This is a genomic window from Paenibacillus sp. (assembly GCF_048976745.1).
Taxonomy (GTDB): Bacteria; Bacillota; Bacilli; order Paenibacillales; family Paenibacillaceae; genus Paenibacillus.
Genome location: NZ_JBHGUU010000004.1, coordinates 593,958 through 606,890, shown reverse-complemented (window position 1 = coordinate 606,890; position 12,933 = coordinate 593,958). Strand labels below are relative to the sequence as shown.

Genomic DNA, 12,933 nt, shown 5'->3' with positions numbered 1-12,933 from the left:
AACTTTCGTCCTTTTTAACTAAAGGGCGGGAGTTTTTTTTGTACCCGCTAAAGCCTGCTCCAGAAGCACTAATTAATCATGTTTAAGGAAGTGAAACCATGACTTCACGTATTGTAGTTAAGATTGGAAGCAGCTCGCTTACCACGGAAGAAGGCGGTCTGGATCGCAGTGCGATCACTTTTTTTGCCGGAGAAATTGCAGCATTGGCTGATCAGGGTCATGAAGTACTTCTGGTCACCTCTGGAGCGGTAGCTGCCGGATTCCGGGAGATCGGTTACCCTCAGCGGCCTAAACAGTTGCATGAGAAACAAGCTGCAGCGGCCGTTGGGCAGGCATTATTGATGCAGGCATATCAACAGGCTTTTGCAGCGCACCGCGTTACTACGGCACAAATTCTGTTAACGCGTACAGACTTTCACAGTCGTAAACGTATGGGGAATGCAGGTATGACCGTGGAGGAGCTGCTCAAACAGCGAGTGATTCCGATTTTCAATGAGAACGATACCGTATCGGTGGACGAATTGAAGTTTGGTGATAACGATCTGTTGTCCGCATTGGTTGCGAACCTGGTGAAGGCACAACATCTGATCATACTTACGGATACCAACGGCCTGTACACCGCAGACCCGCGTAAAGATCCGTCTGCCATACGTTACGACCGTATCCCCGAAATAACGGCTGAGATCTACGCTTTTGCCGGAGGTTCAGGCTCATCGGTTGGCACAGGCGGAATGCGATCCAAAGTTGATGCAGCCAAGGTTGCTACACGTGGAGGCGTACCCGTATTTGTAGGAAGTGTGAAAGAACCTGGAGATATGCAGCAGGCGGTTGATGGCACGGGCAAAGGCACTTACTTTGAGACACGACTCGCCTCCCTATCCCGTAAAAAGCAGTGGCTGGGCTTCATGTCTACTCCACTGGGAACCGTCGTTGTGGATGACGGTGCCGAAGAGGCCCTTGTCCATGGGGGGCATAGTCTTCTGCCTGTAGGAGTCAAGCGGGTACTGGGAACGTTTCATGCAGGAGACGTTGTAGAGGTCATCGGAATGGATGAAACCCTGCTTGGTCGCGGTATTGTCAATTATGATGATGACCAGCTTCGACTCATTGCCGGACTTCCCAGTGGCGAAGTGATGAAACAACTCGCCAGCATCCATAGGCTTGAGGTTATTCATAGAGACGAATGGATTACGTTAAAATAAACAAGAAGTTATATAGTGGTTGAAATACTCAACTTTATATATGAGGAGGAATTATGATGAGTGAAGTGAGAGAAAAAGCCAGCAAAGCCCAAGCCACGGTTCCACAGCTGAACCGATTGAATACAGAACAGAAAAATACGGCCCTGCGTGTCATGGCAGATGCTTTGATTAAAGAGACGGATTCCATCATTACGGCAAACGCTGAAGATCTCGAACGCGGCAGAGAACAAGGCACGCCGGAATCCATGCTGGATCGACTCGCACTTAATCAGGAGCGCATTGCTGGAATTGCTGAAGGATTACGTCAGATTGCAGATCTGCCTGATCCAGTCGGTGAAGTCTTGGAAACATTCACCCGTCCAAACGGATTGCATGTTGAAAAATTAAGAGTGCCGATTGGCCTGATTGGTATCATCTATGAAGCTCGTCCAAATGTAACTGTAGACGCAGCCGGATTATGTCTCAAAACAGGTAATGCAGTCCTTCTGCGCGGCGGCTCCTCAGCCTTGTCCTCCAATCGTAAAATTGTCGAGGTGCTGCATCAGGCACTCACAACGACAGACATGCCTGCTGATGCTTTGCAACTGGTTGAAGATGCAGACCGTGCTTCCGTAGATGAAATGCTCAAGTTGAACGGACTGCTGGACGTCATCATTCCACGCGGCGGGGCCTCCCTCATCCGTAATGTGGTTGCCAATGCAACCGTACCTGTTATCGAAACTGGGGCGGGCATCTGTCATACCTATGTGGATGAATCAGCCGATCCGGTTATGGCAGCCGAAATTGCCATCAATGCCAAGGCACAACGCCCTTCCGTATGTAACTCCATGGAAACGTTGCTGCTGCATGCGGCATATGCGGAAGAGCATCTGCCTGCTCTTGCCGAGCAATTCCGTGAGGCCAATGTGGCCTTGAAAGGTTGCGACACCGTGCGCCGTCTTGTCCCTTCTGCCCTTGAGGCAACCGAGGAAGACTATGCGACCGAGTACAACGATTATATTTTGAATATCCGTGTGGTCGAGAGTCTGGACGAAGCGATGCAGCACATCGCACATTATGGAACCAAACATTCCGAGTGTATCGTAACGCGGGATACAGCCCATGCAGAGCGGTTCATGCATGATGTGGATGCAGCAGCCGTCTATCACAATGCGTCCACACGTTTCACCGACGGATTTGAATTTGGCTATGGAGCCGAAATCGGAATCAGTACCCAGAAACTTCATGCTCGTGGACCGATGGGACTGCCAGCACTGACGTCAACCAAATATCGGATTACAGGCAATGGACAGATTCGTCAATAATATCTCAGCACCAGTTATATAGGAGGAACGATAAATATGAGTCAAGAGCAACAGACGTTACTACAACAAAAGATTACTTTCCACGGAGCAGGCGCGATGGCTGAGGCCATCGTGCGCGGACTGATCTCCCGCCTAGTCGTTCGTCCTCAGGATATTACGATGCTGAACCGCAGCAACCAGAAACGTCAGGAGGAGCTCAGCACCCGTTATGCAGTACATACCGGAACGGCTTCACAATCTCTGGATCATCTTGCCTCCACTCCGGTCATTGTACTCTGTATGAAACCGAAAGATGCTGCCGCAGCGCTGCGTGAACTCGGTCCGTTGTTATCACCTGATCAACTGATCGTGTCTGTCATTGCCGGATTATCGATCCGCACAATGCAGTCCTTGCTCGGTCGTAAACAGCCAATCGCCAGAACCATGCCGAATACATCCAGTACCATTGGACTCGGTGCAACGGGTCTTGCCTTCTCTGCGGAGATTACGGATGAACAGCGCAGTATAGTGATGACTATGTTTGAAGCGGTTGGTATCGTGACCATCGTGCCTGAAGATAAACTCGAAGTGCTCACAGGGATTTCCGGAAGCGGCCCTGCTTATGTATACTATTTAATGGAGGCCATGATTGCCGCAGGTATTCGTGGTGGTTTATCCAGCCAGCAAGCTCGTGATCTCACCGTTCAGACGGTGTTGGGCGCGTCACGTATGGTGCAACAAACCGGCTTGGAACCAATGAAGCTTCGTAGTGATGTAACATCCCCGGGAGGGGCAACCCAGGCAGCACTGAAAACGCTGGATGAAGGAGATTTCTTTGAAAATGTAATCGCAGCCGTCAACCGCTGTGCAGAGCGCTCACGGGAGATGGGAGCTGCTTTGGAAGGGGATTTAAAATGAATAACATGTGCACAGCCACATATCGTCTGCATGATGACCATGCAGACTTTCGCAAGAAGGCTCAGTCCATCGCGATTGGCATGACCGTGGGCAGCTGGACGGAGTTACCGCAAGCCCAGCGTGAAGCGATGCAGAAACATCTGGGTGAAGTAATAAGCGTAGAAGTACATGAAGCTGATGGAATGGCTACGGGTGAGCGTTACGCCGATATTACTATCGGATATCCTGATGTCAACTTCAGTCGTGACATCCCTGCCCTGCTCGTGACCGTCTTTGGCAAAATTTCAATGGATGGCCGGATCAAATTGACAAAACTTGGTTTCTCGGATGGTTTCCTTAGTGCATTCCCTGGACCCAAGTTTGGACTGACTGGTGTTCGTGATCTGCTTGGTGTACACGACCGTCCACTGTTAATGAGTATCTTCAAGTCAGTTATTGGGCTAAATGCAGATGAACTGCGTGAACAATTTATTCGTCAGGCCCTTGGGGGCGTTGATCTGATCAAGGACGATGAGATTCTGTTCGAGAATAAATTGACCCCCATCGAAAAAAGAGTCGAGGTCTGCATGAAAGCTGCAGAACAGGCACGCCAGGAGACTGGCAAGAAACTTCTGTATGCAACCAATCTCACGGGGCCTACATCTCGTCTGAAAGAGCAAGCTGAACGCGCCATCGGCGCAGGAGCCAATGCCTTGTTGTTCAACGTCTTGTCCTACGGATATGATGTCCTGCATGAACTCAGCAGTGATCCAGATATCAGTGTGCCCATTATGGCTCACCCTGCACTTGCAGGTGCACTGTATCCTTCACCACATTACGGCATATCGGCTTCGGTTGTACTTGGCCAGTTGATGCGTCTTGCGGGTGCCGATCTGGTGCTCTTCCCTTCTCCTTATGGATCAGTAACGATGCCGAAGGAAGAAAATATGGCAATCACAGAGCAATTACTGACAGCTGATTTGCCTGTTAGAACCAGTATGCCAGTACCCTCAGCCGGTATCCATCCAGGCCTTGTACCACTTATTTTGCGCGACTTTGGCACGGATGTCATCGTTAATGCTGGCGGCGGTATTCATGGGCATCCTATGGGGACTGAAGCAGGCGGACGTGCATTCATCCAAGCGATTGAGGCAGCTCAGCGTTCCATTCCACTTGCTCAGTATGCAAACGAGCATCCGGAACTGAAAAGCGCACTGGATCTGTGGGGTGGCGAACGATGAGAAGTGATAAAAAAACAGTCATTTTCTGTGATTTTGACGGTACGATTACCCTCTCGGACAATATTGTAGCGATCATGAAACATTTCAAGCCTGAGGGCATTGAAGCCATAATGAAAGACACGATTGAGCAGAACATCTCACTGCGTGAAGGTGTTGGAGCCATGTTTGCTCTGTTGCCTGCTTCCCGGAAAGATGAAATTGTGGAATTTGTGCTTGGACAAGCGGGAATCCGTGAAGGATTCAGCGAGTTTCTTGACTACGTTCGCAGCGAAGGTATCGAATTCAATGTGACCAGCGGTGGCATGGACTTTTTTATCGAACCCTTACTCGCGCCATTCGATATACCTAAGGATCATGTCTATTGCAACGGAGCTGACTTCTCGGGTGAAACCATTCGGATTGAATGGCCAAATCCCTGCCAACCTCCGTGTGAGAACGGCTGTGGGATGTGCAAAACAACAGTGATTCGTACCTTCCCGGAAGAACAGTATAATCGAATTCTCATTGGAGACAGTCTGACGGATTTTGAAGGCGCCAAGATCGCCGATCTCGTCTACTCCCGCTCCATTTTGACAGACAAGTGTATTGAACTTGGTGTGGACCATGTGCCATTCGCTACCTTTTACGATATCATCGAAGATATGAAACAGAAGCAAACACAAGGAGTGCTGTAAACGATGGGTTTTGAAAAGATTACATTGGAACACAAACGTCAGGTCCTTGAAGAACTGGCTGATATTAAAGCACTGTTCGCCAGTCGTAACTGGTTCCCCGGAACAAGTGGCAATCTGTCGATGCGTGTAGGAGATTTTGACCCGGAGCAATTTTATTTTGCGGTTACCGCCTCAGGCAAAGACAAATCTCTGCGCACACCGGAAGACTTTCTTTTTGTGGACAAGCACGGCAAAGCGATCGAAACAACAACGTTGAAACCAAGTGCCGAGACGTTGATTCACTGTGAAATCTATCGTTTGACCGGCTGCGGTGCTGTATTCCACGTGCATACCGTGTTTAACAACCTGATTAGCGAATTCTTTGGAGCAGAGGGTCACGTGCCGATTCAAGGCATCGAACTGATTAAGGCTTTCAACATCTGGGAAGAAAATGCGGAGATTCGTGTTCCCGTTCTGCCTAATTTTGCAGACATTCCGTCCATTGCGGAATTGGTACCGGATGTACTGGATGCCAAAGTGCCAGGAATCTTGCTTCGTAATCACGGCATATACGTGTGGGGCAAAAATGCTTTTGAAGCGAAACGTCATCTGGAAGCTTTCGAATTCTTATTCGAAGTGATGTACCGTCAACTTCTGCTGAAGGGTGTTACGAAATAGCAATCATTTATTCAAAATCAAAGCTGCATAACCAAAAACACGCCTGAGGCTGGTATACATAGCCCTTGGCGTGTTTTTTGGTTTGTAGGATAACAGAGATTAAGGTCGTTCTGTCATCATAGTGCCAGTGTAAGTCATTTTTAATCCAACTTGGATCGTAAATTACAGCCGATCATCCGAATCCTTGAATAAAAAGAGGCTATCTGTTTGTTCTTCATTCCGATGAACCGCATGATTTGTACCTGCTCCCCGCTGCTTGCCAAACAACAGCTTCAAGCCACCAAAAATGAGCAGCAAGGATACAATGACGGTGTTCAAATAGGAACGGATCTCATACGTCATAAAGTCATTTGGGAACAGCTCATTCAGCTTTGGAATGACAAGTCGGATCGCGAGATAATACAGACCCAGCGCTGCAATTCCGAATCCTATCAGACGCTGATGGCGGGCCCAATCCTTGAAGATCGGTTGATCAACCAAAGGCTCGCGTCCATAGCGACTGGAGCACTGTAAGCCGTCAAAGAAGCTGTAGAACCAGATCAACGGAATCATGAACAGGAACAGCGATAAATGAAGCAGGTCCAGCACATAGATGCTTGCAAGAAACAGGAACATGAGTTGTATGCCTCTTTTTTGCAATCCCAGATAGAGATGGCCCGCACCCGGAAAAGCGGATAACAGCGTTGCAAGCACTTTGCTACGTCTACCGGCTACTCTGCCCATTTCCAATTCTTCGAATAATGTCCGATCCTGCAGCACTTCACCAGCCTGCTTGCGATGGACATGCTGCACCGCATCAAACATGCAGTATACCCATATTACAGGCAGTATGAGCAGGAACATTAAAAACACCGATTCATTAGTGATTGATGTTACAAAAACCATCATGGCAAATGAACCAAAAAACGCCATCAGGAAGGACAACCCACGATGCAACAATCCCAGATGAAGGTGGCCCAATCCCGGAACAAATGAGAGCAAAATGGTGAAGAATCGTTCACCCTCACTGCCTTTTCGATACATGGGTTGACCATAGGGACCCTCATGATGACCATATTCACTACCAGGATGCTGATGCAGCTCCTCTTCATTCATCTGCTCCATAGGCCCTTGCTGACCCATGTGTACTCCCTGATAGGCTGCTCCTGGATGTTGTGGCCCGTAATGTGCTCCGTATCCCCTGTAATGAGCATCTCGGGCAGAAGGCGCACGAAGGAGCACAATGATGATGTCCAGCATGCTGATTCCCCAGAAGAAAGCGGCAAAAAGTCCACCGATAATCATTAAATCTTGTTCATTAAAGACCATTGCTATCATGAATGAGCCAACAACTGTTCCGAAGAAAAGCAATGGATAGATCACGGCTCTTGTGGCTCGACCCCAATACATAAAACCAAGACCGGGTATCAGGTTTAATAGAAATGCGAGTAATTTGTTACGATCTGAGTGCACAGTCGTCATCCTTTCTTTTCAGGCAATGCGAAACTATTTATGGTTTAGGCTTGAAGTTATCCAGCCATGTTGTGGCTGCCTCCGTCCATTTCTCCGTAAAAGACCCTCTGTGGTCGCCTTCCTGGAACTTGTGATATGGTGCTACCTTGTCAAAAAGTCCAGACGAGAGGAAGATCAATGTCAAACAGGCCGCTACCGCGTAATGGAACACTTTATGTTCAAGCCAGCGCCGGTTTCGTCCAGCACGGGATTTGCGTTGTACCTTGGAGGATTGAATACCCTCAATCCGATGCATGACTGAATCCGCAAACCCTGTCGGGTCATGTAGCGGAGGCAGTTCCTCATGGATGCCGAGTGCTTCCAGATAACTGTCCATCGCATCCGGGTCTTTCATCAGAAGCTGTTCCATTTGGTTCGCTTGAGTTTCACTCATATGGCCTTCAATATAATCCGTCCATTGCTCAGCGGTATACTTCTCCTGTTTACTCACGCCAATCATCCTCCTTCCAATGTTTTCGAATCCACTGCCGGGCACGATACAAACGGGATTCCACGGTCTTCACAGCCACCTGTGCGTCACTGGCAATCTGCTCATAATTTTTTTCGCTTAGATAATACGCAGTGATAATGTCACGGTGCTGAGCAGGCAACTGATTAATTCGCTCACGAAGTTGATCCTGACGTTCTTCACGAACGAGACGGGTAAGAACGTCTTCATCCCGTCCGGGTATGTTTATTATTTTTTCTTCTCCACCCAGATCCTCAGCTGTTCGCCTGCCCAGCTTGCGTTTGGCATCAATCGCTTTGTGAAAGGCAATTCGGGTTAACCACGTTTTGAAACCTTCGGAGCGATAGTCGGGGAGAGATTTATACATCTGTATGAACGCCTCCTGAGCTGCATCCTGTGCTTCCTGATCGTTCCGGAGTACGGAATAGGCCACATGATATACATGCTGGCTATACTTATCAATCAGAGTACGCATCTGCGATGTATCTCCTTGACGGATTTGTTCGATTACGCGCGCTTCATCAATAACTCTCCCCTCCTCTCCAATACAATAGACGACAGCTTGTGTGTTAACCCCTGCGTGATCCATCAAATTTTTGTGAAAAAAGAAATTTCATTACCTGAAAGGCTGATGTCACTGATCACTCATGCAATCTGTAATCCAAAAAAAACAGGCACAGAATGACTTCTGGCCTGTTTCTTGTCCTGTCTACACTGGTATTAACGTCCACCGTTACGGAACCGCTGCGTGTATGCCTTCGCGTCTTGAACGGTCTTGACACGATTACGGCTCCACTCAAGCAGTATTCGATCGATATAACGGAAATGTACTTTGCCTGCAAAAACCGCTTCCTTCAGAGCCATTAGAATCAATTCCTCCTGGTAACGATCCTGATCCAACCAGCTGGATATCGTCTCACACTCCATTGGAGAGAGCGGACGTCCGAATTCTTTTTCAAAGATGGAGAACATGTTCCGTTCTTCCTCTTCTTTTTGAACACTGTTCGAATCTTGACGTGCTTTACTGCTGCTCTGCTGCTCCGCGCGGAATGCAGCCACTTCTTCGGCAGTGCACGCTGCAAGCTTAGCATATAATCCATGTAAGTCATATCGCTCGTACTGGATGTCACGTTCCTCGTCACGATGCTCATCGATAGCGATATATCCATCCCTCATCAGACGTTGCAACATTCTGGCGATACCCTCAGGTGCAAGTCCCATGCGCCCTGCAAGTTCTTCAAGCGTGGGAAACTCATTGAACTCCGCCTGACGGAACCCTAGCAGTTGAATCAGAAGAAGTACTTCTGCATCTGATAGGCCAAGCTGGTGATAATAACGTAACAAGGCATACGGCAGATGAGCTGTACCCGAAGTCATGCCATAAGCTGCTCCATCCAACCAAGCTTTGGATGTGGTGTCTTCCATAGACGCTCCTCGGTTAAGCATTAAGGGTACAGACGATAGAGCATACGTGGGAATGCGATTGTTTCACGCACATGATCCAATCCACAGATCCATGCTACCGTCCGCTCCAATCCCAGACCGAAACCGGAGTGAGGAACCGATCCGTATTTACGCAAATCCAGATACCATTGGTAAGCTTCATCCGAGAGATTGTGCTCCTCAAAACGTTGTTGCATCAATTCCGGATCATCAATACGCTGAGAACCGCCAATAATCTCTCCGTAACCTTCTGGTGCAATCATATCCGCACAGAGAACAACTTCTGGACGATTCGGATCTGGTTTCATATAGAAAGCTTTGATTCCTGCAGGGTAATGTGTGATAAAGACGGGTGTGTTGTACTTCTCAGCAATCGCTGTTTCGTGTGGTGCACCAAAGTCTTCTCCCCAAGGAATATCAAAGCCTTGTCCATGCAGGAACTCAATCGCTTCATCATACGTAATTCTTGGGAATGGCGCTACAATGCCTTCGAGTTTGGATACATCACGACCAATGGATTCCAGTTCTGCACGGCAGTTTTTCACCACGGATTGAACGACATGAGCAATAAATTTCTCTTGCACACGCAGACTTTCCTCGTGATCTACAAATGCCATTTCCGGCTCAATCATCCAGAACTCAATCAAGTGGCGACGTGTTTTGGACTTCTCCGCACGGAATGTTGGACCAAAGGAATATACTTTGCCCAGCGCCATGGCTGCGGCTTCCATGTACAATTGACCACTTTGCGTCAGATAAGCATCTTCATCAAAGTATTTGATGTGGAACAGGTTCGTGGTACCTTCCGCAGACGATGGTGTCAAAATCGGAGGGTCAACTTGTGTGAATCCGTTACCATCAAAGAACTGCTGAACAGCGCGAATAATCTCTGCACGAATCACCATAACTGCACGTTGCTTCGTAGAACGAAGCCACAGATGACGATGGTCCATCAAGAAATCAACACCGTGCTCTTTAGGTGTGATGGGATAGTTTTCAGTCAGGTGAATGATCTCAACCCCTGTAACAGTCATCTCGTAACCGGACGCACTGCGAGGTTCTTCACGAATAATACCTGTAACATACAATGAGCTTTCTTGAGTTAGACTCTTGGCATTGTTCCAGATTTCTTCACTGACTTCACTTTTTACAACAACCCCTTGAATATATCCGGTTCCATCACGCAGCTGCAAAAACTGAATTTTACCGCTGGAACGTTTGTTGTTAATCCAGGCACCGATTGTTACGGTTTCGCCCACATGCTCGTTCACATTACGAATTACACAATTCGTATTCATGCACATATCTCCCCTTGATTCCTGAATTTGAAAATGCAGCGGGCAGGCGTATGCCTGTCCTCTGCACTTCCTTGTCATTCTATATTTACTTTACAGTTAGATTACTTAGAATTCAATACGATTCGGTGTGTATCACGTGCAATGACCAATTCTTCGTTAGTTGGCACAACGAGAACATCCACTTTGGAATTCGCTGTTGTGATCCGGCGCGGTTCGCCAGAACGAATGGCATTCAGCGCTTCATCCAGTTCAACCCCCAGATAAGTGAGTTGCTCACATACTTTTTGGCGAAGAACAACGGAGTTCTCACCTACACCAGCCGTAAAGACAATCACGTCTACACCGTTCATAGCAGCTGCATATGAACCAATGTATTTACGCAGACGGTATTCGTACATCTCAAAAGCAAGTGTGGAGTTGGCATCACCATTCTCCATACCTTCTGTAATCTCACGCATGTCACTGCTGATTCCGGAGATTGCAAGCAATCCACTATGTTTGTTCAACATGGAGTTCACTTCGCTTACGCTCAGTTCTTCCTTGTTCATAACATAAGGTACGATGGCTGGGTCAAGGTCACCAGAACGCGTTCCCATCATCAGTCCTTCAAGCGGAGTCATCCCCATCGAAGTATCCACGGATACGCCACCTTTAACTGCTGTTACACTGCCGCCGTTACCCACGTGACAAGTGATGATTTTCAGATCCTCCACTGGACGATCCAGATACTCCGCAGCAGCCTTGCTTACGAAATCATGGGAAGTACCATGTGCGCCGTAACGACGTACTTTATATTTTTTGTAAAGTACACGCGGAATGGCATACAGATAGGCTTTTTCAGGCATCGTTTGATGGAATGCTGTATCAAAGACCATAACCTGTGGAACACCCGGCATATTGGCTTCAGCCGCACGAATACCCATCATTGCTGCCGGGTTATGAAGTGGAGCCAAGTCGAACAAACGACGAATTTCAGCTTTGGCTGCATCATCTACCAGTGCAGATTCTTTAAATGCTTCACCACCGTGAACAACCCGGTGTCCAACAGCTTGAATTTCACTTACAGAATCCAGTACGCCATTTTCTTTGTGAGTCAAAATATCAATGACTTTACGGATTGCTGTTGTGTGTTCCAAAATTTCACTAACTTCTGTAACATCCTCACGGCCTGTTGGTTTGTGCGTCAGAATGGAGGAATCCATTCCGATCCGCTCTACCAGACCTTTAGCCAGGACAGATTCGTCAGTCATATTATACAGTTGATATTTGAGCGAGGAACTCCCCGCATTAATTACGAGTACTTTCACAGTCGGTCACCATCCTTGTCGTACTTGAAGAATCCTTCGCCTGTTTTGACACCCAGGTGTCCTGCACGCACCATTTTCTTCAGGACCGTGGAAGGACGATATTTCAATTCTCCGAATTCACGGAACATTCTTTCGAGTGCAGCTTCAACAGAATCCAATCCGAAACGGTCAGCCATTTCGAGTGGTCCATGTTGGAAGTTGTATCCGATACGCATTGCATCATCGATATCTTCAGCAGATGCAACACCTTCTTGCAATACATGCAACGCTTCGTTAATCAACAGGCAGATCAAACGGGAAGTTACGAATCCAGGAGATTCATAGATCATGACTCCTTTTTTGTCCGCTACTTCTTCAACAAAACGTCTGGTCTCTTCGAATGTTGTATCCGAAGTTTTCAGTCCACGAATAATCTCTACAAGATCAACCCGGGATACCGGGTGAATAAAGTGCATACCAATAACACGCTCTGGGTATTTGGTCGAGCTTGCAAGCTCGGTCAAACTCAGCGTGGATGTATTACTTGCCAGAATGACATTACTTGGGCAAACTTGGTCCAGTTGGCTGAATACTGCTTTTTTCGCATCCAGATCCTCTGAAATCGTCTCAATGACCATGTCGCAAGTTCCAAGTTCAGCTAAATGAGCTACCTTGGTAATACGGGAAAGAATCAATTTCTTCTCCGCTTTTGTAATCGCCCATTTCTCCAGTTGTTTATCCAGATTGGTTTCGATCATGTCATATGCATGATCCAGCTTTTGTGTTGTATGCTCCACGAGAAGCACATCAAGTCCTTTGGCTGCGAGCATCTGGGAAATACCTTGCCCCATCGTACCGCCGCCGACAACTCCTATTTTTTTGAAAAACATGGTTCTGCTCCATCCTTTCGGTTCTCTATTTCTCTATTGTACCCTGTTCGCCGAAAATTACAAATTTCGACCCAACATATAATAATATCTTAGCACGAGTGA

At 47.7% G+C, this 12,933-nt stretch carries 13 protein-coding genes and 1 other annotated feature (1 of these 14 cut by a window edge); of the genes, 6 read left to right on the top strand and 7 right to left on the bottom strand.

Translation table 11 applies throughout. The features are described from left to right. Positions 1 to 16: a binding site (T-box leader), on the top strand; it begins 199 nt to the left of the window's first position. A gap of 82 nt (positions 17 to 98) precedes the next feature. The 6 genes from proB to ACE3K2_RS03635 are packed head-to-tail and all read left to right on the top strand — an operon-like array spanning position 99 to position 5,954. After that, complete coding sequence (proB, locus tag ACE3K2_RS03660; protein ID WP_421886792.1) at positions 99 to 1,202, top strand: glutamate 5-kinase; 1,104 nt, start codon at positions 99 to 101, stop codon at positions 1,200 to 1,202. A 56-nt stretch (positions 1,203 to 1,258) separates the two neighbouring features. Continuing rightward, a complete protein-coding gene (locus ACE3K2_RS03655) occupies positions 1,259 to 2,506 on the top strand; it encodes a glutamate-5-semialdehyde dehydrogenase (protein WP_421886893.1) in 1,248 nt (415 codons plus the stop codon). Between the two features lie 36 nt (positions 2,507 to 2,542). Continuing rightward, a complete protein-coding gene (gene proC / locus ACE3K2_RS03650; protein ID WP_421886789.1) occupies positions 2,543 to 3,403 on the top strand; it encodes a pyrroline-5-carboxylate reductase in 861 nt (286 codons plus the stop codon). Beyond that, a complete protein-coding gene (locus ACE3K2_RS03645) occupies positions 3,400 to 4,623 on the top strand; it encodes a 2,3-diketo-5-methylthiopentyl-1-phosphate enolase (protein ID WP_421886787.1) in 1,224 nt (407 codons plus the stop codon). The genes proC and ACE3K2_RS03645 overlap by 4 nt, the downstream gene beginning before the upstream one ends. Continuing rightward, positions 4,620 to 5,297 (top strand): 2-hydroxy-3-keto-5-methylthiopentenyl-1-phosphate phosphatase, encoded by a 678-nt coding sequence (locus tag ACE3K2_RS03640; RefSeq protein WP_421886784.1) that lies wholly within the window; start codon positions 4,620 to 4,622, stop codon positions 5,295 to 5,297. The genes ACE3K2_RS03645 and ACE3K2_RS03640 overlap by 4 nt, the downstream gene beginning before the upstream one ends. Before the next feature lie 3 nt (positions 5,298 to 5,300). Then, positions 5,301 to 5,954 (top strand): methylthioribulose 1-phosphate dehydratase, encoded by a 654-nt coding sequence (locus ACE3K2_RS03635; protein WP_421886781.1) that lies wholly within the window; start codon positions 5,301 to 5,303, stop codon positions 5,952 to 5,954. 162 nt (positions 5,955 to 6,116) lie between these two features. Here the strand turns inward: ACE3K2_RS03635 and ACE3K2_RS03630 are convergent, their stop codons facing one another. The 7 genes from ACE3K2_RS03630 to ACE3K2_RS03600 all read right to left on the bottom strand — a co-directional run bounded on the left by ACE3K2_RS03630 (position 6,117) and on the right by ACE3K2_RS03600 (position 12,831). Then, a complete protein-coding gene (locus ACE3K2_RS03630) occupies positions 6,117 to 7,415 on the bottom strand; it encodes a multi-tm2 domain protein (protein ID WP_421886777.1) in 1,299 nt (432 codons plus the stop codon). 28 nt (positions 7,416 to 7,443) lie between these two features. Next, entirely contained in the window at positions 7,444 to 7,896 is a 453-nt protein-coding gene (locus ACE3K2_RS03625; protein ID WP_421886774.1) for a hypothetical protein, read from the bottom strand. Next, positions 7,889 to 8,389 carry an RNA polymerase sigma factor gene (locus tag ACE3K2_RS03620; protein WP_421886771.1) on the bottom strand — a complete coding sequence of 167 codons (501 nt, stop codon included), beginning with the start codon at positions 8,387 to 8,389 and terminating at the stop codon, positions 7,889 to 7,891. The genes ACE3K2_RS03625 and ACE3K2_RS03620 overlap by 8 nt, the downstream gene beginning before the upstream one ends. Before the next feature lie 245 nt (positions 8,390 to 8,634). Further along, positions 8,635 to 9,339, bottom strand: coding sequence for a DnaD domain protein (locus ACE3K2_RS03615; RefSeq protein WP_421886768.1), 705 nt, complete (start codon positions 9,337 to 9,339; stop codon positions 8,635 to 8,637). A gap of 20 nt (positions 9,340 to 9,359) precedes the next feature. Further along, complete coding sequence (asnS, locus tag ACE3K2_RS03610) at positions 9,360 to 10,655, bottom strand: asparagine--tRNA ligase (protein WP_017687752.1); 1,296 nt, start codon at positions 10,653 to 10,655, stop codon at positions 9,360 to 9,362. Positions 10,656 to 10,756: 101 nt separating this feature from the next. After that, entirely contained in the window at positions 10,757 to 11,962 is a 1,206-nt protein-coding gene (locus ACE3K2_RS03605; RefSeq protein ID WP_421886765.1) for an acetate/propionate family kinase, read from the bottom strand. Further along, positions 11,959 to 12,831 carry a 3-hydroxyacyl-CoA dehydrogenase family protein gene (locus ACE3K2_RS03600; protein ID WP_062835158.1) on the bottom strand — a complete coding sequence of 291 codons (873 nt, stop codon included), beginning with the start codon at positions 12,829 to 12,831 and terminating at the stop codon, positions 11,959 to 11,961. The genes ACE3K2_RS03605 and ACE3K2_RS03600 overlap by 4 nt, the downstream gene beginning before the upstream one ends. Positions 12,832 to 12,933: the final 102 nt, after the last annotated feature.